The following is a 24837-nucleotide window of genomic DNA, read 5'->3' on the forward strand; positions in this document are numbered from 1 at the left end:
AACCTGTTGCCTCAGACCGGCAAGGTCAGCAGCGCCTGTGCCAGATCCGCCTCCAGGTCGCGCGGGTCTTCCAGCCCGATGCACAGGCGCACCAGCGTGCCGCGCGCAATATGCTCCGGCCAGGCATCACGCATGGTTTCCAGTTCGTACGGCATCACCAGGCTGACCGGTCCGCCCCAGCTGTAGCCGATGCGGAACAGGCGCAGGCTGTCGCAGAAGGCATCGATTTCGTCCTGGGTATAGTGCGGCTCGAACACCACGCTCACCAGCCCGGCGGCCGCGCCATGCGGCTGCTCGGGCGTGACGCACAACGCTTTCCAGTAGTCATGTCCGGGCGCATCAGGCAGGCTGGGGTGCAATACCTGCGCAAACTGCGGCTGCCCGGTACACCATTGCGCCACGTGACGCGCCGAGCGGTCGGCCGCCTGGTAGCGCAAGGCCATGCTCGGCAGGCTGCGCAGCACCGCTTCCACGTCGTTCATGCCCACGCCAAAGCCGAGACGCATATGGCTGAGCAGGATGCGCTTGTGCAGCGCCGGGTCGCGCGTGATCACGCTGCCCATCAATACGTCGCCGCCGCCGCTGGGATACTTGGTCAGCGCGTGAATGCTGATGTCCACACCGATTGCCTCCTCATCGCCACTGCGCAGCAGATCGAAAGGCTGGAAGGCCAGGCCGGCGCCCCAGGTGTTGTCCAGCGCAGTCAGCACGCCCAGTTCACGGCAGGTGCGCACCTGCGCCAGCAGATCGGGAAACTCCAACGTAACCGAGCCGGCCGCTTCCAGCCACACCAGACGCGTATTGGGACCGATCTTGTCGGCCAGGTCGTTCACGTCCATGGGATCATAGGTGCGGTAGCCAATACCCCAATGATCCAGCTCGCCGTCGGCCAGGGTCTTGCTCGGACCATAGGCGTTGTCGGGCAGCAAGACCTCGTCGCCGCTGTGCAGCAGGGCCATGTTCACGCAGGCGATGGCTGCCAGCCCGCTGGGCACCAGCACCGCGTGGCGCCCGCCTTCCAGCGCACACAGACGCTCTTCCAGCGTGTAGCTGGTGGGCGTGCCATGCAAGCCATAGGTGTAGCCGCTCTTGTCGAGCCAGGTGCGCTCGCGCATGGCGGCCACGTTCGGAAAGAACACCGTGGAGGCCTTGCAGACCGGCGGTTGCGGCGCCTCGAATTCTGCAGGAGGCTGGTAGTCGTGATGGATGAGGTCAGTGCTGGCGTGGCGTTTCATGCCGGCATGATAGCGCGCAACTGGTGTCAGCCGCCGAGACCTCTGTCACGCTACAGCAACTCCCTAGAGCGTCAGGCATACAACTGGCTATTCCTTGCCGGAGCGCATCTTGTACCACTGATGCGCAGACCAGATCAGGCTGATCAGCACATAGGCGAGCAGCCCGCCGCTGACGGCAAGTATCGCCAGGCCGACCATCAGCGGCTTGCCCATCATCTTGATGCCTTGCCAGAAGCCGACCTTCTCGGAGCCGTGGATAGTCTGGTGCAACTCGGTGGCCTTTTGTTCGGCTTCGCTGTCTTTTTCCGAAGCGCTCTTGGGGGCAGTGGGCTCCAGCACAATGTTGCCCAGGCGATAGGCCAGGTAATACACCGGCGCAAAGGTGACCGGGTTGCTCACCAGCGTGCTGGCTGCTGCTGCCGGCAGGTTGGCACGCAGCACGATGGCCGCCACCGCCGAGGCCGGAATCTGTGCCACCGGCACCAGCATGCCGAAGAAGATGCCGATGGAAACGCCCAGCGCCACACCATGACGCGACCAGACCCACAAGGCAGGCTGCCCCAGCCAGGGAGCCAGCCAGGCCAGCCAGCGGCTGCGCTCCAGCGTTTCCTGATCGGGGATCCAGCGGCGGAAGAAGCTCATGGTCGCGTCGTTTTCACTGCAGGCTATGAGGCCAGCCTGGAGGCCAGCACATGGGGCCGGATCGAGTCGTAGTTCTCGAACGGCTGGTGGATCCACGGGCTGGTGGGCAGGTGTTCGACGGAGTAATCGGGCTGGTAGGCCGAAACGCCCTTGGTCCACAGCACGGCAGAGCGCAGCTCGACGATTGCGGGGTATTTCTCGCGCAGGTTCTGCACCACGGCCTGCAGCGTCACGCCGCTGTCGGCCAGGTCATCCACCAGCAGCACGCGCCCGGCAATCTGGCCGCGCGGGGTGGTAATGTAGTGGGCAATGTCCAGCGTGCCCTGGGTCTTGCCGTCGTTCTCGCGGTAGGAACTGGTGGACATGATGGCCAGCGGCACTTCGAAGATACGGCTCAGCACATCACCCGGGCGCATGCCGCCACGCGCCAGGCACAGGATGGTATCGAACTCCCAGCCCGATTCGTGCACCATCAGCGCCAGGCGCTCGATCAGGCGGTGGTATTCGTCGTTGGTGATATACAGATGCTTGCCGTCTTCCGTCAACATGGCCGGACCTCCCAGTGAAGAACCGGCCTTGTGGGCCGGTGTGTTTTTGTTATCAGCAGCCGGATGCAGGAACTGCAAACGGATGCTGCATCATGATGGTGTGATCGCGATCGGGGCTGGTCGAGATCACGTGCACCGGCACGCCGGTGGTTTCCTCGATGCGCTGCAGGTACTTGCGTGCCTGTTCCGGCAGCTTGTCGTATTCGGTCACGCCCACGGTGGTGTCGGTCCAGCCCGGCAGGGTTTCGTACACCGGCTTGCAGCGGGCGATGTCATCGGCACCCAGCGGCAGGATGTCGACCTGTTCGCCGTCCAGTTCATAGCCCACGCACAGTTGCAGTTCGGGCAGGCCGTCCAGCACGTCCAGCTTGGTGATGCACAGGCCGCTCAGGCCGTTGACCTGGGCGCTGCGCTTGAGCAGCGCGGCATCGAACCAGCCGCAACGGCGGCTGCGACCGGTGGTCACGCCCTTCTCCGCACCCACGGTGGCCATGTGCCAGCCGGGCGTGCCTTCGGTTTCCCAGTCCAGCTCGGTGGGGAACGGACCGCCGCCCACGCGCGTGCAGTAGGCCTTGGTGATGCCCAGCACATAGTGCAGCATTCCCGGGCCAACGCCAGCGCCGGCGGCGGCGTTGCCCGCCACGCAGTTGCTGGAGGTCACGAAGGGATAGGTGCCGTGGTCGATGTCCAGCAACGTGCCTTGGGCGCCTTCGAACAGCAGATTGCCGCCCTCCTTGTGCACCTCGTTCAGCTCGCGCGAGACGTCGGCAATCATCGGCTTGACCTGCTCGGCCTGCTGCATGGCTTCGGCATACACGGCGTCGTACTGCACCTGGCCGTTGACCAGATAGGGCTTGAGCGCCTCGCCAAAGTCCACGTCGGCGGCGTGCAGCCAGCTGGACAGGATGTGGTTGTACAGCTCGATCAGTTCGCGCAGCTTGGCGGCAAAGCGCTCGGGATGCTTCAGGTCCTGCACGCGCAGGGCACGGCGGGCGATCTTGTCCTCGTAGGCGGGGCCGATGCCGCGGCCGGTGGTGCCGATCTTCTCGGCGCCGGCGCGCGTCTTGGCAGCTTCGCGGGCAATATCGAGCACAGCGTGGAACGGCAGGATCAGCGGGCATGCCTCGCTCACGCGCAGACGCGAACGCACCTCGACGCCGGCTTTTTCCAGGCCGGCGATTTCTTCCAGCAGCTTGGTCACGGACAGCACCACGCCGTTGCCGATGTAGCACTTCACGCCCGGACGCATGATGCCGCTCGGGATCAGGTGCAGCGCGGTTTTCACGCCGTTGATGACGAGCGTGTGGCCGGCATTGTGCCCCCCCTGGAAGCGGACGACGCCATTGGCGCTTTCGGTCAGCCAGTCGACCAGCTTGCCCTTGCCCTCGTCACCCCACTGGGTGCCGACCACCACGACGTTGCGGCCCTTGGCGGCCTGGCCAGCCAGATTGTTGCTCATTGCATGTTCCTTCAATCAAAACAAAGGGTTATGGGGATCGCGCGAACAGCGATCCGCTCAGGCGGCGGACATGGGCTGCACCACCCATTGTCCGCCTTGCTCGACCAGCGTACGGTCGCAGCAGGCAGTGTCTTCCTCGACGCCCTGCCCCGGGAAAGTGACGATCACGGTTTCACCTGCGGCACGCAGCGCGCGCACGGTCTGGCGCCAGTCCAGCGCCTCGCGCCACTCGGCGCGGATGGCGGCCGGGCGTGCCGGTGGCGTGGACATGCGCGCCAGCGCCTTTACGTCCAGGCTGAAACCGACCGCCGGACGATTGCGGCCGAACACGGCGCCCACCTCGTCATAACGGCCGCCCCGCACCAGCGCTTCGCTGCAACCTCGCAGGTAGAGCGCGAACCGCGGGCCGCTGTAGTAGGCATAGCCGGCGGCATCCGCCAGGTCGATCAGCAGGGTGATATCCGGATGGGTGCGCTGGATATGCTCGCACAGCCATTCGAGCTGGTCCAGCGCTTCGCCGATCTGCGGCAATGCCGGCAGGGCCTTGCGCGCCTTGCCGATCACGGACACATCGCCGTACAGGCCGAGCAAGGCATGCAGCTGCTGGCGCACGACGGACGGCAGCGCCTGGGCCGCCAGCTCCAGCGCATCGGCGTTCTTGGAAATCAGGGCATTCTGCAGGCGTTCGATGTCGACCACCACTTCCGGTGCCTGCTGCAGCAGGGCCGGCACGATGCGCGCATCGGTCAGGTCGGCCACCAGGCCGCGCTCTGTGGGCGTGTGCACGCTCTTGAGCGAATCGAGCGCCAGGGAGAGGATTTCGAGTTCGGCCCCGGAGCCGCTGCAGCCGTAGATTTCGGCGCCGAACTGGAGCGGCTCGCGGCTGGCATGAGGTTGTTCGGGGCGGGTATGCAGCACCGGGCCGCAGTAGCACAGGCGGGCCACACCTTCGCGGTTGAGCAGGTGCGCATCGATGCGGGCGACCTGCTGCGTGGTGTCGGCACGGACGCCGAGCGTGCGGCCGGACAGTAGATCGACCATCTTGAAGGTCTGCAGATCCAGCGCCTCGCCGGTGCCGGACAGCAGGGAATCGATATGCTCGACCAGCGGCGGCACCACCAGCTCGTAGCCATAGCTGCGCGCAGTGTCCAGCAGGGTACGCCGGTAGTCTTCAATCAGTCGTGCCTGCGCAGGCAGCACATCAGCGATATGGTCGGGAAGTACCCAGGCGGACATTGGAAATATCAGGTCTGTTAAAAACCGGATTTTACAAGCAATCCATCAGGTTGACACAAACCGTCACCCGATGCCCGAGTTCAGTTGCTGATGATCCAGTACAGCAGCAGCCCGCCGGCCACACTCAGGAAGCCGAACAGGCGGATGCGCTGGTCCGGCAGGCGCGTGAGTTCGCTGAACACTTCGCGCCAGCGTGCCGGCATCAGCAGCGGGAACAGGCCTTCGAACATCAGCATGAAGGCCAATGCCAGCCACAGCACATCGTCCTGCATGGAAGCCTGATCAGTTGCCGCCGCCCACAGAGGCGCCACCCTGGCGCAGCGACTTGAAGAAGTCATTGCTGGCCGGGTCGACCACCATCACGTCGTTCTTGTTCTCGAAGCTCTTGCGATAGGCTTCCAGGCCGCGGTAGAAGTTGGCGAACTGCGGGCTCTTGCCGAAGGACTCGCCGTAGACGCGGGTAGCCTCTGCATCGCCCTCGCCTTTCACGCGCTGGGCGTCACGGTAGGCTTCGGCCACGGTGATGTCGCGCTGGCGGTCGGCATCGGCACGGATTTTTTCGCCTTCGGCGGTACCGGTGGAACGCAGCTCGTTGGCCACGCGCTCACGCTCGGCCTGCATGCGTCGATAGACGGATTCGGTAATCGCCTCGGCATAGTCGGCACGGGTGATGCGCACGTCGACGATTTCCACGCCCCAGGTCTTGCCGCCGGTCGTTACGGCCTGCACCACTTCGGCCTTGACGTTCTGCATCAGGGCCTCGCGCTTGCCGGAGAGCAGCTCGCGCACGGTGTACTTGTTGATTTCTTCCTGGAAGGCGTTGCGCACCACGCGCAGCAACTGGTTGGCGCCCGCGGTTTCGTCCGTGCCCACGTTGCGGATGTAGGCCTGGGGATCGGAAATGCGCCAGCGCACGTACCAGTCGATCACCACGCGCTGCTTCTCGGCCGTCAGCATGGTCTCGTTGTCCTGGCTGTCGAGCATGAGCAGGCGCTTGTCGACGAAGCGCACGTTCTGGAACGGCGGCGGCATCTTCACGTAGAGGCCGGGTTCGGTGACCACGCGCTTGATCTGGCCCAGGGCATAGACCACGCCGAACTGGCGCTGGTCGACCACGAACAGGACGGAGCTGGCGGCCAACAGGGCAATCACGAGGGCCAGGCCGGCAGTAATGAGTTTATTCATCGGACAGTGTCTCTTTCAGCGGAATGCGGTTGTCGAGGCCATGGCTCAGCGTTCGCGCGAGCGGTCGGAGTCGCGCGCGCGGGCGTCGGCTGCGGGCGCTGCGGCAGGGGCCGGAGCCGGCGTTTCAGCCGCCGGGGCTGCGGGCTTGGGCGCCGGCGTGGAGCCGGATGCCGCGGCCTGGTTCTGCAGGATCTTGTCCAGCGGCAGATAGAGCATGCTGCCTTGCTTGGCATCCACCAGGATCTTGGTGACCTTGCTGTAGACGTCCTTCATGGTGTCGTTGTACATGCGGTCGCGCGTGGCCTGCGGCGCCTTCTGGTATTCGGGCAGGATGGCGGAGAAGCGCGAGGCATCACCCTCGGCCTGTGCCACCACCTGGGCCTTGTAACCCTCGGCCTCGGCCTTCAGGCGCGAAGCAGTACCGACGGCCAGCGGAATCACGCGATTGGCATAGGCCTGCGCCTCGTTCTTGGCGCGTTCGCGCTCCTGGCCGGCTTTCAGCACGTCGTCAAACGCGGCCTGCACCTGTTCGGGCGGACGCACACCGCCCTGCTGCAGGTTCACGCCGACCACGTCCACGCCCAGCTTGTAGCGGTCGAGGATGACCTGCATCAGCTTGCGCACGCGCGGGGCGATCTGGTCGCGCTCTTCGGCCAGGGCGGCGTCCATGCGCATGCTGCCGATCACTTCGCGGATGGCGGTTTCGGCGGCCTGCACCACGGCCTGGTCGGGGTTGCGGCTGGCAAACAGATAGTCGCGCGCATTGCTCAGGCGGTATTGCACGGCGAACTTCACCTCGACGATGTTCTCGTCGGCGGTAAGCATGGCAGAGTCGCGCAGGCCGGTGCTCTTGATCACGGCGTCGCCGCCGATGTCGACGGAGCGGATCTGCGTGACGTTGACGGTTTCGTGGCGCTCGATGGGATACGGCAGGATCCAGTTGATGCCGGCGCCCACGGTGGACTGGTACTTGCCGAAGCGCGTGACCACGGCCTGCTGCCCTTCCTGCACGATGAAGAAGCCGCTCAGCAGCCAGATTACCAGCGCCGCGCCGGCGATCATGCCGATGCCGATGCCGGCGCCCTTGCCGCTTGGAGGCTGGCCACCGGCAAACGGGTTCCAGCGCGGATCGCCACCGCCGCCGCTACCACCCTGGCCGCCACGGCCGCCGAACAGGTTGCCCAGCTTGCGGTTCAGGTCCTGCCACAACTCGTCCAGATCGGGCGGGCCCTGCTCGGGGCGCTTGCCGGGACGCTGCTGCGGGCGGTCGTCGTCCTGCTGGTTGCGCGGTTCGTGCGCGGCAGCCGGGCGGTCGTCCGCGTCATCCTCGTTGCGCCCCCAGCGGGGATCGTTCAGGTTGAACATGCGCTGGAATGCGGGCGGCAGGGCCAGCGCCAGACGGCGCAGCCCGGAAGCGCCAGGTTTGGCGCGACCAGAGGAAGAGTAAGTGGTCTCGTTCATTGAATCCATGGTGTCTGGGGCGACTTCTCAGGAGCTGGCAGGCAGGTGCGCATGTTTCGCGCGAAGCAGGACGCTCCAGCACGGCCGGTGCCATGCACCGGTATGCGAAGGGATATGGGGCCGATCCGCCGGAACTAAAGACTATACCAGCAGGGAAAAGACAAATTCTGCGCAGGGATCAGGGCGCCGGAGGATTCGCGCGGCCATCGCCATCGCCATCGCCATCGCCATCGCCATCGCCCTGCCCCGGCCAGGCCTGTTCCCATTTGGCCTGGGCCGCCTCGGCCATCCGGTCGCGCAGCGCATCCAGCCCGACGCCCTTCCAGGCGCTGAGGTACAGGCGCGGCACCTGCACGCCGTCGATGGCATAGGTGTCTGCCAGCAATACCGGCGCACGGTCGGCCGTGAGGGCATCGAGCTTGTTGAACACCAGCAGCTGCGGGATCTTGTCGGCGCCGATTTCGGCCAGCACGCGCTGCACCTCGTTGATCTGTTCCACCCATTCCGGGCTGGAGGCATCCACCACATGCAGCAGCAGGTCGGCATCGACGGCTTCCTGCAGCGTGGCCTCGAAGGCCTCGACCAGGCCGTGCGGCAGATCGCGGATGAAGCCCACCGTGTCGGACAGCGAGATGCTGCGGCCGATCTGCGGCAGGAACAGCTGGCGCGTGGTGGTGTCGAGCGTGGCAAACAGCTGGTCGGCCGCATAACTGCGCGCCTTGACCAGGGCATTGAACAGCGTCGACTTGCCCGCGTTGGTGTAGCCGACCAGCGAGACGGCAAAGGTGTCGGTGCGCTGGCGCTGGCGGCGCTGCGTGGCACGCTGGCGCTTGACCTTTTCGAGCCGCTCCTTGATGCGCTTGATCGATTCGGAGATCATGCGGCGGTCCAGCTCGATCTGGGTTTCGCCAGGGCCGCCGCGTGTGCCGGTGCCGCCCTGCTGGCGCTCCAGGTGGCTCCAGCGACGCACGAGGCGCGTGCTCAGGTATTGCAGCCGCGCCAGTTCGACCTGCAGCTTGCCCTCGTGGCTGCGCGCACGCTGCGCGAAGATTTCGAGGATGAGCATGGTTCGGTCGTTGACCGGCATGCCGAGCGCGCGCTCGAGGTTGCGCTGCTGCGCGGGGCTGAGCGCCTGGTCGAACAGGATTTCGGAGGCGCCGGTCTGCTCGGCGAGCAGCTTGATCTCGTCGGCCTTGCCGCTGCCCACGAACAGGGCTGGATCGGGCGCGCGGCGCTTGCAGGTGACCCGCGCGACCGGTTCGAGGCCGGCAGTCTGGGCCAGCAGGCCGAGTTCTTCGAGTTCCGCATCGAAATGCGGAAGGCCAAAATCCACCCCCACCAGAACGGCGAGAGGGGCGGCATTCTTGTCTTGCATCAGGGAATCAGGGCACCAGGAGGAAGGTGGAGCCCGCCGCGCGAACGCGGCCGGGGCTGAAAATCACGCAGCAGCGGAACCGGCAGATTCGCTGGCCTCGGGCGCGACGGAAAAATTGACCGCGCGACCCGGAACGATGGTGGAAATGGCGTGCTTGTAGACCATTTGCGTGACCGTGTTGCGCAGCAACACGACATACTGGTCGAAGGACTCGATCTGACCTTGCAGCTTGATGCCGTTGACCAGGTAGATGGACACCGGCACGTGCTCGCGACGCAGGGTATTCAAAAAGGGATCCTGCAGCAATTGACCTTTATTACTCACGATATTCTCCGTGTTTGTTTATTGTGGAAAGAGGCACACGATAACATAGCTGGGGACAATTGCCTGCGCTGCAAGCAGATAGTCCCACTTTTTGTGCAACAGGCTGCGAATGCGGCGTGTCGGCGGGTGATTTGCCCGTCTGCGACAATAGGCCTCTTCTGCCGGCGCCGTCCGGCCTCCATTCTTATCGTCTCCCTCTGTATGGCTTTTCGCGCTGAACCTGCCTACCAACACGGCCGCAAGGCCGGAACGGCCATTGTGCTCTGCAACCTGGGCACGCCCGATGCCCCCACGCCCGCGGCAGTGCGCCGCTATCTGGCCGAATTCCTCGGCGATCCGCGCGTGGTGGAAATCCCTGCCGCGATCTGGAAGCCCATTCTGCACGGGGTGATCCTGCGCACCCGCCCGGCCGTTTCTGCAAAGAAATACGAATCGGTGTGGATGCCGGAGGGTTCTCCATTGCTGGTCTGGACACAGCGGCAAGCGCAGCTGCTGCAGGAATGGCTGCAGGCACGCAACCACGCGGTGACGGTGCGCGCAGCCATGCGCTACGGGCAGCCCGGGCTCGATGCCACGCTGGATGCGCTCAAGGCCGAAGGGGTGCAGCGCATCCTCGTGCTGCCGGCCTACCCGCAGTATTCGGGCACGACCACGGCCAGCGTGCTGGACAAGGTATTCCAGTGGAGCGCACAGGCACGCTCGGTGCCGGAGTGGCGCTTCGTCAACCGCTACCACGACCATCCCCTGTATATCCAGGCGCTTGCCAACAGCGTGCGCCGGCATTGGGAAGCGAACGGCCAGGGCGAGCGCCTGGTGCTGAGTTTTCATGGCGTGCCCGAACGCACCCACGTGCTCGGCGATCCCTACCACTGCGAGTGCCGCAAGACGGCGCGGCTGCTGCAGGAAGCGCTCGGCCTGCCGTCCGAACGCGTGCTGATGACGTTCCAGTCGCGCTTCGGCAAAGCCAAGTGGCTGGAGCCCTATACCGAACCTTCCGTGATTGCGCTGGCACAGCAAGGCGTGCGCCATATCGACGTGATGTGCCCCGGATTTACTGCCGATTGTCTGGAAACGCTGGAAGAGATCAACATGGAAGTACGCCATGCCTTTACCGGGGCGGGTGGCGAGCGCTTTGGCTACATCCCCTGCCTGAATGCCGATGCCGACTGGATAGAGGCGCTGGGCGCGATCAGCGTGCAGCATCTGGCAGGCTGGGAGACGCTGCAGGGCAACGCACTTGCAAGGGAGCAGGAGCGTGACGCCCTGGCCGCTTCCGCCGCCAGGGCGCGGGCTCTGGGTGCCGCGCAGTGAGTGATGCAGGCGCTTCGCTGCTGCCGGGCTTCCAGCTGCCGGACGCAGGCGCCTGGCTGCTCTCGCTGGGCGCCTGGAAGCCGGTGCTGACAGCGCTTGTCCTGCCTCCCACACTGCCCCTGCTGGTGCTGCTCGCGGGCTTCTGGCTGCTGTGGCGTGCACGGCCTCTGGTGTACTGGCCAGGGCGTCTGCTGGTGTTCACCGGATTTGCCGCGCTGTGGCTGCTGTCGTGCCAGAGCGTGGCGGTGTGGCTGGACCGCACCCTGCTGCCGCAATATCCGGCGCAAACCGCGGCGCAATTGCAGCAGCGGCAGATACAGGCCGTGGTGGTACTCGGAGGCGGCATATCGGTGGATACTCACGAATATGCCGGTCCGCAACTCAACGCCATGAGCATGGAGCGCCTGCGCTACGGCGCGCTGCTGGCACGTGCGCTGAAGCTGCCACTGGGCTACGCAGGCGGTGTGGGCTGGGGCAATGCCGACAAGACGAGCGCAGGTACGCTCACGGCGCCCCTGGCAGAAGCAACGCTGGCCGAACAGGCTGCGCCGCAGACCTATGGCATTTCGGTGGCGTTTGCCGACGCCCGTTCGCGCGACACGCGGGAGAATGGCGAGAACATGGCGCAACTGCTGCGCGAGCGCGGCATCACCCGGATCGCCCTGGTCACCCACGCATGGCATATGCCGCGCAGCATGGCGGCCTTTGCGGGCAAGGGGCTGGACGTGGTGCCGGCTCCGATGGGGTTTACCTGCCCGTATGAGCGCCCGCTGCTGGATGCTCTGCCCAGCGGCCATGGCCTGGCAGCGAGCCGGCGCGTGCTCCGGGAGTGGCTGGGGCTCCGGCTGGGAGCACATTGAGCCGGCGCGTCAGCGCCGTTCAGCACCCTTCATGCGCGCGGCTGACCGGGCCGTGCTCAGCTCCCACATCCGCTGACGCTACCAGCCAGGCCGGCTTGCCCCAGCAGCTGGCGGCGGATGCGTGATCCCCAATCCTGCATGAGTTGCTGCTGGGCCGCCACTGCATCCTGCACGGTGTTGCCGGACAACGGGCGCTGCCAGCTTGCACGGCAAACGACAGGTGCACCCGACATTCCGGCAGGCAGGCGCTGCAGGCTCCAGGTGGCGTCCAGCCGCGCGTACTGGCCCAGAGCCAGATCCATGCGGTCCACACCCAGATGCAGCGCGTATTGGGGGATGGCGCTGCCCTGTGCATAGCCGGCCGCTGGCGCCTGGGCGATGCGGCCATCGGCCAGGACGGCTCCTATTACGGCCGTCCTGACTTCTTCGCCGAACTGGCTGCGCCAGAGATCGGTCGGCAGGGGAATCACCTGCTGGGCACCGCTCAGCACCACCACTTCGGGCTTGTCCAGGGCATCCGGAACACGCACCGGGCCCGGAATCACCAGCACACTGGCGGCGCGCACGGCGGGGGTCATGGTCGCCTCCGCGGGCGATTGCAGGGTGTAGAAACTGGGCTCCTTGCCACCGGCACAGGCCACCAGCGCCAGCACGGCCATGCAGGCCACCACTGCCAGCAGCGGAGAGCGCGTCAGACCTTGCGCGGCCACCCCCTGAACGCAGCGGCGCCCGGCACATGCAGCCCTTGTGCCCACTTGCTGTTCTGCGGTTTCGTGTATTCGCATGGCGACTCCTTACTCGCCGCCTTGCGGGGCATTGTTCATCGGAACAGGCGCCGGCGCAGGAGCCGAGCCGCTGCGTCCACGCAGCAGCGCGTCCGGATGGGTCTTGAGATAGTCGGTCAGGCTGCGCAGTGATTGTGCGGCCTTGCGCACCTCGAGCAGTGCTTCGTTGGCCTGATCCGGAACGCCGCCTGGGCCCATGGCGGGTTGCACGGCAACCATGGTGGATTCGGCCGACTTGAGCGCCTTCTGCGCATTGAGCAACATCACTCGCGCCTCGGGCGTGAGGTTGTTGAGCGAGCGGTTGGCCGTATCGAGCGCACGGCTGGCCGACTTGAGGCTGTTCTGCAGATCGCTGCCGATCTCGTCGAACTTGACCTTTTCCAGACGGTTGGCGATGTTGGAGAGTTGCGTCTGCAATTGCTCCATGTTTGCGCCCTGCACCGTCGGGAATGGCACCGGCAGCACGTCATAGCGGCCGGCGAACACAGGCGCTTTGGGCACGCGCTCGATATTCACATAGAGCTGGCCGGTCAGCAGGTTGCCGGTCTTGAGCTTGGCACGATAGCCGTGCTCCACCAGATAGCGGATGAAGGCACGGTCCTGGGACCTGGCATCCTGGCTTTTCGCACCCGCCTCCTCGATCAGGCGCAGGAAGGCATCGCCCATCTGGCGCGGGTACAGCAGCGCATCGACCCAGACGAAGAAATTCTTGCGCTCCTGATCGAAGTCCAGACTGGTTTCGAGCACTTCGCCGATGGGCTTGCCGCCCAACTCGACCGGAGCGCCAATGGTCAGGCCGCGCACCGACTGGTCATAGCGCATGCGCACCACCACCGGGGCTTCGGCACGGCTGGTCATGGCAATCTTGGGATTGTCATACAGCTGGAAGCGCGTGCCTTCCGGCGCGGTGTCGGCCTGCGCCCGGGCAGCCTGTTCGGCAGCGACCGGCACCGCGGGCTCGGGCGGCTCGCCAAACGCCACACCGCCTGCCACGATGGCGGCCAGCGATTCCGTATTGACCTTGACGCCATCTGAGCCAACCGAGAAGTCGATCCCCGAGGCATTCCAGAAACGCGTGCGCGGCGTCACGTAGGCATCGTAGGGCTGATCGATGAAAATTTCGACCCCGAGACCCTTGCCATCCTTTGCCAGGGCGTAGGACGTGACACGGCCGACCTGCACACGGCGGTAGAACACGGGCGAACCGATGCCCAGGGAGCCCAAGGTGTTGGTCATCAGGTAGTAGCGCTTGCCCTTGCTGTCACGCGTGACGGCGGGGGGCTGCTCCAGCCCGGTGAATTCGGTCTGTCTGGGATTGGCATAGTCGCCTGCGTCCGTCCCAATATAGGAGCCGGACAGCAAGGTGCTCAGCCCGGTCACGCCGCCCAGGCCCAGTTGCGGGCGCACCACCCAGAAGCGCGTTCCGGAGTTGGCCACCTTGGCCGCCGTGCCTTCCAGCTGCACCTGCACCACCACGCCATCGCCCCGCTCCGCCAGGGAAATGGCGCGCACGGTGCCGATCACTACCTCCTTGTAGCGCACCTGGCTCTTGCCGGCCACCAGCCCTTCGGCCGTCTGGAAGTGGATGGAAATGACCGGCCCGGTCTGCAACCAGTTGTGCACGGCCATCGACAGTGCGATCAGCACGGCAACGAGCGGCAGCAGCCAGATCAGCGAGAAACGCGGACGACGCGTCTGGGCGCGGATGACGGGTTGCGGCGGCAGCACCGTGTCGTGCTCGCCATTGCGCTGTCCGTCGATGCTGCAGCTGGCGGCATCCGTGCCCTGCTGTGCTGCCTGCGGGCCTGGCACGGTCCGGGCCGGCGCTGCACTGGCTGGCTGCGGTGCATCGTTCGGGGTGGAAGAATCTTGACGTGGGTCCATGTCGGCAGATCAGCGGGCTCGAAGCGCAGGCTTCATGCCCTTTCATGCATATCCGAAGCCGGATGCGAACGGTCCATTGTGCCGCGAGAGTCGCCGTTCTGCGCGTCGGCGCAGGCCTCGTCGTAGGCATCCCACAACAGGCGCGGATCGAAATGCTGGGCTGCGAGCATGGTGAACACCACCATGGTGCCGAAAGACCAGGCCGCGGCACCGATCCTGACTTCCATCAGTCCGTCGAAGTGCACCAGTGCGGCCAGCAGCACCACGACGAACACGTCCAGCATCGACCATTGCCCGATCAGCTCCATGGCACGAAACAGCACGGCATTCTGCGACACATTGCCCAACCACTTGAACTGGATGGAGAGCAGCAGCCAGCCAAGCACCAGGAACTTGATCACCGGCACCGCCAGGCTCGCCACGAACACCACGATGGCAATGCCCCAGGATCCGGAGCGATAGAGGTCGACCACGCCGGAGAGGATGGTGTGCTCGGTAGGCGGCTCGTTAAGCGTGCCGGTGGCCATGATGGGCAGCAGGTTGGCCGGGATGTAGAACACCAGGGCAGTGAGCAGCAAGGCCCAGCAACGCGCCAGACTGTGCTTCTTGCGGTGGCGCAGCGTGGCGCCGCAACGCATGCAGGCGGGCATCTTGCCCTGCTCCTGCAGATCCTCCTGCGGGGCGCTGTGCACCATGCCGCAACTGTGGCAGATCAGGTACCTGCGATGCCAGCGCGGATCGCTGGTGTCCAGATCGAGCGGGAGATGGCTTTGCGGCACCAGGCCGTTTTCTTCTGCCATGCGCCACAGGGTATGTGCATCCACGCGTGCCAGCACGGCCAGCAGCACGACCAGCACGGACATCGACACCAAGCCCAAGCCGATATCCAGAGAACCGATCGTGGTCAGCTTGATCAGCGCCACCAGCACCCCGAGCAGGAACACCGCCAGCATGTTCCAGTTGCGTGCCACCTCCACCGCACGCAGCGCCCACACCAGCACGCGCGGGTAGGCGCGCGCGCTGATGCACCAGAGTGCACTGGTAATTACTGCCAGTTCCGACACCGGCAGCAATACGGCCGTGAGGAAGGTCATCCAGCCCACCACCATGTTGCCGCTTTCCCAGGCGAACAGGATGCTCTCCCAGATCGAGGTGGACTGCAGATTGCCGCGCACGTCGAGCGTGACCAGCGGATAGGCCAGAACGTGCACCAGCATGATCCAGGCGGTGAGGCACACGGCGAGCAACTGGCGCGGGCTCCAGCCGTGGAAACGCTCCAGTTCGTGTCCGCAACGGCCGCAGCAGGCGGTTTCGCCCTTCTGCAGCGCGCTCAGGCCCACCACGCTATCGCATTGCGAACACACCTCCAGCCGCGTGATGTCGTCGGCGAGCGGGGGCATGGCGGCGGAGGGTTGAACAGGCATGGTTCCGTTAAATGGGGGCGCCCGGCATACAATGAAAGCCCTCTTTCATCGGACAGCGAGCACCATGTTTACAGGCATTATTACCGGAGTTGGAAAAATCGTGGATGTGCAGGATCTGGGCGCAAGCAGCGCCCACGGCAAGCGCCTGGCCATCGATACGCCTGCCGGCTATCTGGACGACGTGGCGCTGGGCGACAGCATTGCGCTCAACGGCGCCTGCATGACGGTGGTGGCATTCGACGCGGCGGCCAACCGCTTCAGCATCGACATTTCGGCGGAATCGCTGGACAAGACGGCGGGACTGACCGCCGCTGGCCCCGTGAACCTGGAAAAGGCACTGCGCTCACATGACCGCCTGGGCGGGCATATTGTGAGCGGCCATGTGGACGGCATTGGCGAAGTGGCCAGTTTCGAGCCGGTGGGCGAAAGCATGGAACTGCGCATTCGCGTACCGGCTGCGCTGGCGCGTTTTCTGGCCTACAAGGGCTCGATCACCGTCAATGGCGTGAGTCTGACCGTGAACCACGTGCAGGACATGCCGGTGGGAGCGGACGGCTTTGGCTGCGAAATCAGCATCAACCTGATTCCTCACACGGTGCAGAACACTGCGCTGCATGTGCTGAAAGCAGGCAGCCGGGTAAATCTGGAGATTGACCTGATTGCGCGCTATGTGGAGCGGATGCTGACGGCGGGCAAGTAAGCAGGCGGTTCAGCCCTGCATGAACGCAAGAGCCGGCCCTGCCCGGCTCTTTGCTTTGTGCGGCCCGCGGATGCCTGGCTGCCCTTACTGGTGGCCCCACACCAGCAAGCGATCACGGCCCTCGGCGGCCATCTCCACCTTGGCGCCCACAGGCAGCAGCACCTTGGTCGGCACATGGCCATGCGGCAGGCCGGTAAAGACAGGAGTTTTGGTGCGCGTGCGCAGCCACTGCACCACGGCCTTCATGCCGAAGCCCTTGTCATGCGGAATCAGCTTGTAATCGCTGAACTGGCCCAGCACGATGGCCTGCTGCCTGTCCAGCACACCGGCCAGCAGCAGTTGCGTGAGCATGCGCTCGACGCGGTAGGGATGCTCGGCCACATCCTCCAGAAACAGCACACCCTGCTCCACCTTCGGGAAATAGGGCGTGCCCAGCAGGCTGGTCAGCACGCACAGGTTACCGCCCCACAGCGTTGCGTTGTCGATCGGCTCGCGCAGGGTCACCAGTTCGGCATCCGGCTCTTCGCGCTTCGTCACGTACCAACCAGCACCTTCGCTGCTACCGTCCAGCATCTCCTCGAAACAGGCCTGCGTGATTTCGTCCGGCTCTTCGGTCTTGCCCCAGTCGTCGATCAGCAGATTGCCGGCCCAGGTGACGGCCTCGTTGCCGACTTGCGCCAGCAGCGCCAGTTGCAGCGCCGTGAAATCGCTCAGACCGACGAAGCGGGTCCCCTTGTCAATGGCCTTGGCTAGCTGCTGGTAGGGAATGTCGGGCAGGATGCGCGTGAGGCCATAGCCGCCGCGCGTGGTCAGCGCCACATCGGCGCCACTGGCGGCAGCCCGGCCAATGGCAGCGAGGCGCGTGGCATCGTCGCCGGCGAAGCGCTGGAAGCTGGTGAGCGCATCAGGATCCACCTCCACCTCGTGCCCCAGCGTCTGCAGGCGCTTGATGCCGCGGCGGAATGCCGTCTTGTCGCGCACTGCGCCGGAGGGGGAATAGATGTAGATGTGGGCCATGGTCAGGATGCGGACCGGGCAGCGCGGTGCTGCTCCAGCCATTGAAGGATCTGGGGAGTATTGTGCCGCAGGGCGGCGCGGATGCGAGCGCCGGGTTGCGGGAGCTTGACCGGGGCCGGCTCCAGCGGCTGCACGGGAAGGCGTCGGCCGTGGTGCTGCCACCAATCGAAATCATCCGCGCTCGGAGGCTGGCCAGCAAACAGCGGCCAGCGCAGCGCGCCACGGTGGCCCGGGTCGGGATAGCATGCTTGACACAGAACTTCCAGCGCAGGCTGATCGTCGAGCGCCCAGTGCTGCGGCAGATCGAAGCGCGGGCTGCGTTGGCAGCGCAGGCGCCAGTCCTGGGCGGCTGCCCGACCCGTCGTGTGGTCAGAAGAAGCCAGGATTGGGTCGTCTGGCCACGCAATGGGTGCCTCCCCCGATTCGAGTGCCAGGACACGGCTGGGGGGAAGATCCCCGGGTACAAGCAAGGCGGCCTGATCAAGAGTGACCAGCAACCAGCCTGTCGGCAAATTCTGGCGCTCCAGCCACGTCTGCAGCATCGCCTGATGCCACGGCAGACTATGCAAGGCCGGTTGGCGTGGCTTGTCACTGAGGCCATGGCCGGGCAGATCAGGAGCCAGCGTGCGCCAACCGGCGTGGGCCAGTTCATCACTGAGCTCCTGCCAGAGTCCGGCGTGGCCGGCGTAGCCATGCAGCAGCACCACAGTGGGTGCAGCAGGATCGCCCTGCTCCAGGTGATGCACGCGCCAGGCAGCAGTTGTCGGGGTACCGGGGTCTGGTACCAGCGTCCATCGCGACCCGGGCTGCAGAACGCCCTCTTCTTTCAGCGACTTGGCCGATGGGCGAAGCGCATCTTCCCGCAGCGGCGCACTGGCTGCGTGCTGACGCTGCTGCGCCTGCTGCTGGCGGCGCGCGCGGAAAAAGCCGGTGAGCAGATCGGCGCATTGCTGCCTGAGTTGCAAGCCGCCCTCAGTGTCTGACAGCAAGCTGGCCGTGGTCTGATGATTGATGCCAGATGGAGCGAACAGGTCAAGCACAGACCCTGCAGCGCCCGTACGCGGATCAGGCACGGCGTAGATGACATGCTCCAGACGCGCGTGCAGCATGGCCCCACTGCACATGGCACAAGGCTCGAGCGTCACGTAGAGGGTGCAGCCGTCGAGCCGGTAGTTGCCCAGTGTGCGCGCTGCTTCACGCAGTGCCTGGATCTCGGCGTGGGCAGACGGATCATGATCGGCAATGCAACGGTTGTGTCCCTTGCCCAGAATGATTTCTCCGTCAGGAGCAACGACGACAGCACCTACGGGGATTTCGCCTTCGGCAGCGGCCTGGCGTGCCTGGGCCAGCGCCTCTTGCATGTGGCTCAGGGTCAAGGGAGTCTGCCTGCTGGACATGGCATGACTCTATCGCAACTTGGTTCACTCAACCGACTGCCAAAGCGCCAAATTCGCCCTCGCGGCCAAAGACTGCGTCAACCATGCTGTGAGAGGATTTCATCCTGCGTTTTCGCATTGCCTTCTGCCAAATGCTACACTGGCCCCATCAGTTTTCAGCTGATCGCGGGCTTTATTGCACTACTTGGCGCCGCGTCACCAACGCCTAAAGGTCGCACGCCGAGCTCCTCCCCGCCTCGCATGCCTCCTGAATCAAGGCTCGCGGGGATCCACGGAGCACCTCATGGCAAACACCCAAACCACCCCGGCCTGTCAGCTCGACGCCATCGTCAAGCGTATCGACGGAGATCAACACCATCTGCTGATTTCGTCGTTTGTGCCTTCCGCTTGCTGGGCCGACCACCGGGTGCGCTTCAGCGGCATTCTTTCCACCGACGAGTTGTTGCGCTTGCGTGAGGCTATTGATGGCGCCTTGAACTTGCCCGCCTGATCGTGCGGGATGACTACAGAGCAAATCTCACTGAAAGCACAAAGCCCGCTGAGTCTTGACGCCCTCGAACTTGCCTTGGAACATACTGCTCGCCGCCTGCTTACGGCGGCATCGCACCGAGCGTTCTCGCCGCCTGCTTAAGCCCGCCCAGGATGGCATCGCCGACACGCGGTGAGAAGTCCGGTGGCATTTCGGCTTGCACTTCGGCAATGGCCGCTGGAGTCAGGGCGAGAAGCTCTTCGATGATCGGCTCGGCAGTCGCGGCATAGCCAACTTTCTGTGCAGTGCCATTGAAGAGCCTGCGTTGGATACCGTGCATGTCGTAGTGCCGGTTTTTGCCGAGCAGCGCCATGGCCAACTTGATCTCATACTGAGACCACTGGTTGGGGCCATCGCCCAACACGGGGTAGACCGACATCACGTCATACAGCGGAGTCAACTGGAAACGCCCGCGTGGCAGGAGCTGGATGCTGAAGTTCTTGGCATGGCCGTCGGGCGCTCGCAGCAACCAGAACAGCACCTGCGCCGCCATCAGCGTTTTCATGTCGGCCTCGGCGTTCACCGATTGCCGCAGCGTGCCGAACAAGACCTTGAGCCCCGGACCGCCCTCGTTCTCGTACTTGCGCAATGGCGAGCAGCCCTGGACCTGGCAAAAGTCTTCCTGTGGCAGACGCATGAGCCACTGCCCATTGGGCGCGACCCGCCGGTCGAAACGCTCCACCACCAGCACACGCTGTCGCCCAAAGGTCGCAATGCGGGCGTCAGCCACGGGCAATCCATAGGCTTTCAGCAGTCGCAGGCACAGCCATTCGTTGTCCACGGACGTGTTGAAGTCCGCCCGCCGCCCGCCCATCAGGCCGAGCGGGAGTTTGAAGATGTGGCTCGTTGGCGTGGCACCACGCGGCACGAGCCATTGCCCGCCCCACCACAGAAAGGCCGTCTTCTCCTGCGCTCCGGCCAGAGAGATACGGAAATCGGCATCCGGGTCCTGGCCCGCAGCGAAGGCCTGCGGCGAAACGGTTTCGATCAGGTGCCGCTCGATATCGTCCTCGGACAATGGCACGCCCTCTATGCGATCGAAGTCGGCGGGCACCTCGTCCTCATCCAGGATTTGGACGGCGCCCACGCAATCGCGCCCGATGGCCTTCAACAAATCGAACGGGTCGGTCGAGCCCGTCCGGAATCGCTCGGCCACACGGCGGCGGATCGTGTCGCTGTCCGGAAGCAGGTTGTCGAAGTAGTTGGCAACCTTCTGGCCCTTGACCGGCAGATTCTGGAGATTGAACGGCAGCGACAACGACAGCGGTCGGCCGATATCAGCCCCCGTCCAGCCCGAGTCGTACTGCAGCTCCATCTCACCGCGGGCGGGGATCGTCCACCGCCCCACGCGAACACCGTTGGTCCAGATAGACAGGCTGCGGCTGTGCGATCGACGTCCCATGTCACCAATCCGTGGTCGGTATTGGCGACACTGCTGCGCTACCCCGGGTCCCGATTGCCAATTCCAGGTCCAACGCTGCGCACCATGCCAGAAGCTGCTCCACACTCAGTTCGTGGGCGTTGAGCTCCAGATGAGAGACCCGTGACTGGCTCAGACCGATACGACTGGCCAGCGCCGACTGGGTCAGCCCCTGAGCCTTGCGCGCAGCCTGCAGCATCGACCCAAGTTGACCTGTAGTGACCAGCGGATGTGACGTCGGCGGCATGGCCAATACCCGAGATGCAAATAAATGCAAGATATCCGAAAAACAAATATATGTCAAATATCTGAAATTCAACTACGATGCGTTCACAGCCCCCAGCGCCCGCTGTCAAGCTTCGCCAATCCTTGAAGGACCTAAATTCACTCCCACTCAATCGTCGCCGGCGGCTTGGAACTCACATCGTACGTAACGCGGTTAATCCCCCGCACCTCATTGATGATCCGCCCGCTCACCCGCTTCAGCAGGCTGTACGGCAGCTCCGCCCAGTCCGCCGTCATGAAGTCGCTCGTCTGCACCGCACGCAGCGCCACCACGTAGTCATACGTGCGGCCATCGCCCATCACGCCCACGCTCTTCACGGGCAGGAACACGGTAAATGCCTGCGAAGTCAGGTCATACCAGCTCTTGCCGCTGTTCGGCTCGATGGTGGAGCGCAGTTCTTCGATGAAGATCGCATCCGCACGGCGCAGCAGATCGGCGTATTCCTTTTTCACTTCGCCCAGAATGCGTACACCCAGGCCCGGGCCGGGGAAGGGATGGCGGTACACCATGTCGTGCGGCAGGCCCAGCGCCACGCCCAGTTCGCGCACTTCATCCTTGAACAGGTCACGCAGCGGCTCCAGCAGCTTCAGGCCCAGCTGCTCGGGCAGGCCGCCCACGTTGTGGTGGCTCTTGATGACCACGGCCTTCTTGCTCTTGGCGCCGCCCGATTCGATCACGTCCGGATAGATCGTGCCCTGCGCCAGGAAGGTGGCACCCTTGTGGCCGCCATCGCCCGCCTTCAGCTTCTCCGCCTCGGCCTTGAACACATCCACGAACAGGCGGCCGATGATCTTGCGCTTCTGCTCCGGATCGCTCACGCCGGCCAGTTCGCCCAGGAACAGTTCGCTGGCATCCACGCGCACCACCTTGGCGTGCAGCTTGCCCTCGAACATCTCCATCACCATGTCGCCTTCGTTCAAACGCAGCAGGCCATGATCCACGAACACGCAGGTGAGCTGGTCGCCAATGGCGCGGTGGATCAGCGCCGCGGCGACGGAAGAATCCACGCCGCCGGACAGGCCCAGAATCACTTCCTCGTCGCCCACCTGCTCGCGGATGGCCTTGACGGCCTCCTCGATATGGTCGCGCATGATCCAGTCGGGATTGGTCTTGCAGATGTCCAGCACGAAGCGATCCAGCATCGCCCTGCCCTGCACCGTGTGCGTCACCTCGGGGTGGAACTGCACGGCGTAGTAGCCGCGCGCCTCGTCAGCCATGCCGGCAATCGGGCAGCTCGGCGTGGACGCCATCAGCTTGAAGCCCTCCGGCAGCACGGTCACCTTGTCGCCATGGCTCATCCACACCTTGAGCATGCCGTGGCCTTCGGGCGTGGTGAAGTCGGCGATGTCCTTCAGCAATGCGGTGTGGCCATGGGCGCGCACTTCGGCGTAGCCGAACTCGCGCTGGTGCCCGCTTTCCACCTTGCCGCCCAATTGCAGCGCCATGGTCTGCATGCCGTAGCAGATGCCCAGCACCGGCACACCCAGTTCGAACACGGCGTCGGGTGCCTTGTCGGTGCTTTCCTCATACGCGCTGGCATGGCTGCCGGACAGGATCACGCCCTTGAGCTTGCCGTCGGCGGCAAACTCGCGCACCCAGTCGCTGCTCACGTCGCAGGGATGGACCTCGCAATACACATGCGCCTCGCGCACGCGGCGGGCAATCAGCTGCGTCACCTGGGAGCCGAAATCGAGAATGAGGATTTTGTCGTGTTGCATGGGAATGTCCGTTAAACCAAAAAGGGCTGAGCCACCATTTCAGGTGCGTCCCAGCCCGTGTTGACGCCGCATGGCGACTCAGTCCGCGCGATAGTTCGGCGCTTCCTTGGTGATCTGCACGTCGTGCACGTGGCTCTCGCGGATACCGGCTGCGGTGATCTCCACGAACTCGGCCTTTTCGCGCATCTCGTCGATGGTGGCGCAACCACAGTAGCCCATGGATGCACGCAGGCCGCCGGCCATCTGGTAGATGATGTTGAGCACCGAGCCCTTGTAGGGCACGCGACCTTCGATACCTTCGGGCACCAGCTTGTCGGTGTTCGGGTTGCCGCTGGTCGCTTCCTGGAAGTAGCGGTCGGCACTGCCCTGCTGCATGGCGCCGATGGAACCCATGCCGCGGTAGCTCTTGTAGCTGCGGCCCTGGAACAGGATCACTTCGCCCGGTGCCTCTTCGGTGCCGGCGAACATGCCACCCATCATCACGGTGTTGGCTCCGGCAGCAATGGCCTTGGCGATGTCGCCGCTGAAGCGGATGCCGCCGTCGGCGATCAGCGGCACGCCCGTGCCCTTGAGCGCGGTGGCGACGCTGTCTACCGCCATGATTTGCGGCACGCCCACGCCGGCCACGATGCGCGTGGTGCAGATGGAGCCGGGGCCGATACCGACCTTGACGGCGTCTGCGCCCGCCTCGACCAGTGCCTTGGCAGCAGCACCGGTGGCAATGTTGCCGCCGATGACCTGAATATGCGGATAGTTCTGCTTGACCCAGCGCACGCGGTCAATCACGCCGGCGCTGTGGCCATGGGCCGTATCGACCACCACGGCGTCCACGCCAGCGGCAGACAGCGCCTCGATGCGCTCTTCGGTGCCCGGGCCCACTCCCAGCGCCGCGCCTACCAGCAGGCGGCCGTTGTCGTCACGGGCGGCATTGGGGAAATTGGTCTGCTTGTTGATGTCCTTGACCAGGATGAGACCCTTCAGTTCGAAGGCATCGTTCACCAGCAGCAGGCGCTCCAGCTTGTGCTCGTGCAGCTTGGCCTTGGCATCTTCCAGCGAAATGCCTTCAGGCGCGGTGACCAGGCGCTCGCGCGGGGTCATGATGTCCTTGACCTGCACATCCAGGCGTGTTTCGAAGCGGATGTCGCGGTTGGTGACGATACCCACCACCTTGCCGCCATCCAGCACCGGGAAGCCGGACACGCCCAGCTCCTCGGACAGGCGCTTGACTTCCAGCACGGTCGTGGTCGGTGTGATCACCACCGGGTCGCGCAGAATGCCGCTTTCGTGGCGCTTGACCTTGGACACATGCGCGGCCTGGTCCTGCGCCGTCATGTTCTTGTGGATGATGCCGATGCCACCCTCCTGCGCCATGGCGATGGCCAGGCGTGCCTCGGTGACCGTATCCATGGCGGCCGACACGAGCGGGAGGTTGAGTTGGATGTTGCGGGTGAACTGGGTGCGCAGCGAGGTGTCCTTGGGCAGGACTTCGGAGTATGCGGGCACCAGGAGAATGTCGTCGAACGTGAGTGCTTTGCCGAGCAGGCGCATGGGGATTCCTCCAAAAGCAAGATTGTACTCGCAGGCGTCTGTCCCTGTAACAACGGAGGCTTTCGCGCCTGCCGGGGTGTTGCAGGCGGTCAACCACGGGCCGGTTTACCGGCGATGCAATGCACCGTTCAGCGGTTCAGCGTATGCCAGTAGACCGCGCAGCCGGCCGGCATTTCCGGGGCGACGCAGTGCTCGCGCCTGAGCTGGCGGTTGACGTTGAAGGTGTAGCCCTTGTCGTTCATGCAGGCAAACTGGCTGGCGATGGCCTTGGTGCCGATGCTGAAGCGGTCGACGTAGCCGCAGGCCTGCAGCGCCTGTTGCGTATCCTGCAGCGTGGCACCGGGCTTGGTCCAGGTTTCGGCAGCCGCAGGCACAGGGCCCTGGCCCGGCAGGGTGCTGGCACAGCCCGCGAGCAAGGCGACAGCGGCAAGCGCAGACAGAGCGAGACTCTTGCGAAAAGCGAAGGGATGCAGCATGAACAGTCCTTTTCTGC

At 64.7% G+C, this 24837-nt stretch carries 24 protein-coding genes; 4 read left to right on the plus strand and 20 right to left on the minus strand.

Annotated elements, in window-relative coordinates:
- Positions 1-11: 11 nt before the first annotated feature.
- From ACX36O_RS06905 to hfq, 10 genes are all read right to left on the minus strand, one after another.
- Entirely contained in the window at positions 12-1235 is a 1224-nt protein-coding gene (locus ACX36O_RS06905) for a PLP-dependent transferase (RefSeq protein ID WP_488359550.1), read from the minus strand.
- 87 nt (positions 1236-1322) lie between these two features.
- Positions 1323-1877: a DUF2062 domain-containing protein gene (locus ACX36O_RS06910; RefSeq protein WP_371687064.1), complete on the minus strand. Its 555-nt coding sequence runs from the start codon at positions 1875-1877 to the stop codon at positions 1323-1325.
- A gap of 23 nt (positions 1878-1900) precedes the next feature.
- Positions 1901-2425: a phosphoribosyltransferase gene (locus ACX36O_RS06915; protein WP_213360730.1), complete on the minus strand. Its 525-nt coding sequence runs from the start codon at positions 2423-2425 to the stop codon at positions 1901-1903.
- Between the two features lie 52 nt (positions 2426-2477).
- Entirely contained in the window at positions 2478-3884 is a 1407-nt protein-coding gene (locus tag ACX36O_RS06920; RefSeq protein ID WP_371687063.1) for an adenylosuccinate synthase, read from the minus strand.
- 57 nt (positions 3885-3941) lie between these two features.
- Positions 3942-5120 (minus strand): ATP phosphoribosyltransferase regulatory subunit, encoded by a 1179-nt coding sequence (locus tag ACX36O_RS06925; protein WP_371687062.1) that lies wholly within the window; start codon positions 5118-5120, stop codon positions 3942-3944.
- Positions 5121-5200: 80 nt separating this feature from the next.
- Positions 5201-5392, minus strand: a complete 192-nt coding sequence (locus ACX36O_RS06930) for a DUF2065 domain-containing protein (protein ID WP_371687061.1) — start codon at positions 5390-5392, stop codon at positions 5201-5203.
- 10 nt (positions 5393-5402) lie between these two features.
- Positions 5403-6305 (minus strand): protease modulator HflC, encoded by a 903-nt coding sequence (gene hflC / locus ACX36O_RS06935; RefSeq protein ID WP_213360735.1) that lies wholly within the window; start codon positions 6303-6305, stop codon positions 5403-5405.
- A gap of 45 nt (positions 6306-6350) precedes the next feature.
- Positions 6351-7670 carry an FtsH protease activity modulator HflK gene (gene hflK / locus ACX36O_RS06940; RefSeq protein WP_371687068.1) on the minus strand — a complete coding sequence of 440 codons (1320 nt, stop codon included), beginning with the start codon at positions 7668-7670 and terminating at the stop codon, positions 6351-6353.
- Between the two features lie 274 nt (positions 7671-7944).
- Complete coding sequence (gene hflX / locus ACX36O_RS06945; protein WP_371698944.1) at positions 7945-9141, minus strand: GTPase HflX; 1197 nt, start codon at positions 9139-9141, stop codon at positions 7945-7947.
- Positions 9142-9204: 63 nt separating this feature from the next.
- Positions 9205-9465 carry an RNA chaperone Hfq gene (gene hfq / locus ACX36O_RS06950; RefSeq protein WP_213360738.1) on the minus strand — a complete coding sequence of 87 codons (261 nt, stop codon included), beginning with the start codon at positions 9463-9465 and terminating at the stop codon, positions 9205-9207.
- Positions 9466-9666: 201 nt separating this feature from the next.
- On the opposite strand from hfq, the gene hemH reads away from it, so the two are divergent.
- Both hemH and ACX36O_RS06960 read left to right on the plus strand, forming a co-directional pair.
- Positions 9667-10776: a ferrochelatase gene (gene hemH, locus ACX36O_RS06955; protein ID WP_371686700.1), complete on the plus strand. Its 1110-nt coding sequence runs from the start codon at positions 9667-9669 to the stop codon at positions 10774-10776.
- On the plus strand, positions 10773-11636 hold the full coding sequence (locus ACX36O_RS06960; protein WP_488359551.1) for a YdcF family protein: 864 nt from the start codon (positions 10773-10775) through the stop codon (positions 11634-11636). The genes hemH and ACX36O_RS06960 overlap by 4 nt, the downstream gene beginning before the upstream one ends.
- Before the next feature lie 56 nt (positions 11637-11692).
- On the opposite strand, the gene ACX36O_RS06965 is transcribed toward ACX36O_RS06960, so the two are convergent.
- From ACX36O_RS06965 to ACX36O_RS06975, 3 genes are read right to left on the minus strand one after another with little or no spacing between them, the layout of a single operon-like run.
- The gene (locus tag ACX36O_RS06965; protein ID WP_488359552.1) at positions 11693-12421 is read right to left on the minus strand and encodes a PqiC family protein; all 729 of its coding nucleotides are present in this window, start codon (positions 12419-12421) and stop codon (positions 11693-11695) included.
- Positions 12422-12430: 9 nt separating this feature from the next.
- Positions 12431-14305: a PqiB family protein gene (locus tag ACX36O_RS06970; protein ID WP_213360741.1), complete on the minus strand. Its 1875-nt coding sequence runs from the start codon at positions 14303-14305 to the stop codon at positions 12431-12433.
- 32 nt (positions 14306-14337) lie between these two features.
- Entirely contained in the window at positions 14338-15729 is a 1392-nt protein-coding gene (locus ACX36O_RS06975; protein WP_213360742.1) for a paraquat-inducible protein A, read from the minus strand.
- A 64-nt stretch (positions 15730-15793) separates the two neighbouring features.
- Here ACX36O_RS06975 and ACX36O_RS06980 point away from each other — a divergent pair, with 64 nt between their 5' ends.
- Positions 15794-16429, plus strand: a complete 636-nt coding sequence (locus ACX36O_RS06980) for a riboflavin synthase (protein WP_371686698.1) — start codon at positions 15794-15796, stop codon at positions 16427-16429.
- Positions 16430-16513: 84 nt separating this feature from the next.
- Here ACX36O_RS06980 and ACX36O_RS06985 read toward each other — a convergent pair whose 3' ends face one another.
- A complete protein-coding gene (locus ACX36O_RS06985; protein ID WP_371686697.1) occupies positions 16514-17446 on the minus strand; it encodes an LD-carboxypeptidase in 933 nt (310 codons plus the stop codon).
- 2 nt (positions 17447-17448) lie between these two features.
- Complete coding sequence (gene tadA, locus ACX36O_RS06990; protein ID WP_371698567.1) at positions 17449-18843, minus strand: tRNA adenosine(34) deaminase TadA; 1395 nt, start codon at positions 18841-18843, stop codon at positions 17449-17451.
- A 283-nt stretch (positions 18844-19126) separates the two neighbouring features.
- Between tadA and ACX36O_RS06995 the strand changes: the two genes are divergently transcribed.
- Complete coding sequence (locus ACX36O_RS06995; RefSeq protein WP_213360746.1) at positions 19127-19333, plus strand: hypothetical protein; 207 nt, start codon at positions 19127-19129, stop codon at positions 19331-19333.
- Positions 19334-19433: 100 nt separating this feature from the next.
- Here ACX36O_RS06995 and ACX36O_RS07000 read toward each other — a convergent pair whose 3' ends face one another.
- From ACX36O_RS07000 to ACX36O_RS07020, 5 genes are all read right to left on the minus strand, one after another.
- The gene (locus tag ACX36O_RS07000; RefSeq protein ID WP_371686696.1) at positions 19434-20774 is read right to left on the minus strand and encodes a type II toxin-antitoxin system HipA family toxin; all 1341 of its coding nucleotides are present in this window, start codon (positions 20772-20774) and stop codon (positions 19434-19436) included.
- A 1-nt stretch (position 20775) separates the two neighbouring features.
- The gene (locus tag ACX36O_RS07005) at positions 20776-21039 is read right to left on the minus strand and encodes a helix-turn-helix domain-containing protein (RefSeq protein WP_213362682.1); all 264 of its coding nucleotides are present in this window, start codon (positions 21037-21039) and stop codon (positions 20776-20778) included.
- Between the two features lie 137 nt (positions 21040-21176).
- A complete protein-coding gene (gene guaA / locus ACX36O_RS07010) occupies positions 21177-22796 on the minus strand; it encodes a glutamine-hydrolyzing GMP synthase (protein WP_213360748.1) in 1620 nt (539 codons plus the stop codon).
- Between the two features lie 78 nt (positions 22797-22874).
- Positions 22875-24344 carry an IMP dehydrogenase gene (guaB, locus tag ACX36O_RS07015; RefSeq protein ID WP_371686695.1) on the minus strand — a complete coding sequence of 490 codons (1470 nt, stop codon included), beginning with the start codon at positions 24342-24344 and terminating at the stop codon, positions 22875-22877.
- Positions 24345-24472: 128 nt separating this feature from the next.
- A complete protein-coding gene (locus ACX36O_RS07020) occupies positions 24473-24820 on the minus strand; it encodes a hypothetical protein (protein ID WP_371686694.1) in 348 nt (115 codons plus the stop codon).
- Positions 24821-24837: the final 17 nt, after the last annotated feature.

This window comes from Brachymonas sp. KE5, assembly GCF_057773645.1.

Bases quoted from the DNA above. Each gene is read 5' to 3' on its own strand.
- ACX36O_RS06975 (WP_213360742.1), bottom strand. From the start codon at position 15,729: ATGCCTGTTCAACCCTCCGCCGCCATGCCCCCGCTCGCCGACGACATC.
- guaA (WP_213360748.1), bottom strand. From the start codon at position 22,796: ATGCAACACGACAAAATCCTCATTCTCGATTTCGGCTCCCAGGTGACG.
- ACX36O_RS06910 (WP_371687064.1), bottom strand. From the start codon at position 1,877: ATGAGCTTCTTCCGCCGCTGGATCCCCGATCAGGAAACGCTGGAGCGC.
- hflC (WP_213360735.1), bottom strand. From the start codon at position 6,305: ATGAATAAACTCATTACTGCCGGCCTGGCCCTCGTGATTGCCCTGTTG.
- ACX36O_RS06930 (WP_371687061.1), bottom strand. From the start codon at position 5,392: ATGCAGGACGATGTGCTGTGGCTGGCATTGGCCTTCATGCTGATGTTC.
- ACX36O_RS06970 (WP_213360741.1), bottom strand. From the start codon at position 14,305: ATGGACCCACGTCAAGATTCTTCCACCCCGAACGATGCACCGCAGCCA.
- ACX36O_RS06985 (WP_371686697.1), bottom strand. From the start codon at position 17,446: ATGGCCCACATCTACATCTATTCCCCCTCCGGCGCAGTGCGCGACAAG.
- ACX36O_RS07005 (WP_213362682.1), bottom strand. From the start codon at position 21,039: ATGCCGCCGACGTCACATCCGCTGGTCACTACAGGTCAACTTGGGTCG.
- ACX36O_RS06915 (WP_213360730.1), bottom strand. From the start codon at position 2,425: ATGTTGACGGAAGACGGCAAGCATCTGTATATCACCAACGACGAATAC.
- ACX36O_RS06925 (WP_371687062.1), bottom strand. From the start codon at position 5,120: ATGTCCGCCTGGGTACTTCCCGACCATATCGCTGATGTGCTGCCTGCG.
- ACX36O_RS07000 (WP_371686696.1), bottom strand. From the start codon at position 20,774: ATGGGACGTCGATCGCACAGCCGCAGCCTGTCTATCTGGACCAACGGT.
- hemH (WP_371686700.1), top strand. From the start codon at position 9,667: ATGGCTTTTCGCGCTGAACCTGCCTACCAACACGGCCGCAAGGCCGGA.
- hflX (WP_371698944.1), bottom strand. From the start codon at position 9,141: ATGCAAGACAAGAATGCCGCCCCTCTCGCCGTTCTGGTGGGGGTGGAT.
- ACX36O_RS06965 (WP_488359552.1), bottom strand. From the start codon at position 12,421: ATGCGAATACACGAAACCGCAGAACAGCAAGTGGGCACAAGGGCTGCA.
- hflK (WP_371687068.1), bottom strand. From the start codon at position 7,670: ATGTTCAACCTGAACGATCCCCGCTGGGGGCGCAACGAGGATGACGCG.
- tadA (WP_371698567.1), bottom strand. From the start codon at position 18,843: ATGTCCAGCAGGCAGACTCCCTTGACCCTGAGCCACATGCAAGAGGCG.
- ACX36O_RS06920 (WP_371687063.1), bottom strand. From the start codon at position 3,884: ATGAGCAACAATCTGGCTGGCCAGGCCGCCAAGGGCCGCAACGTCGTG.
- guaB (WP_371686695.1), bottom strand. From the start codon at position 24,344: ATGCGCCTGCTCGGCAAAGCACTCACGTTCGACGACATTCTCCTGGTG.
- ACX36O_RS06995 (WP_213360746.1), top strand. From the start codon at position 19,127: ATGGCAAACACCCAAACCACCCCGGCCTGTCAGCTCGACGCCATCGTC.
- ACX36O_RS06980 (WP_371686698.1), top strand. From the start codon at position 15,794: ATGTTTACAGGCATTATTACCGGAGTTGGAAAAATCGTGGATGTGCAG.
- ACX36O_RS07020 (WP_371686694.1), bottom strand. From the start codon at position 24,820: ATGCTGCATCCCTTCGCTTTTCGCAAGAGTCTCGCTCTGTCTGCGCTT.
- ACX36O_RS06905 (WP_488359550.1), bottom strand. From the start codon at position 1,235: ATGAAACGCCACGCCAGCACTGACCTCATCCATCACGACTACCAGCCT.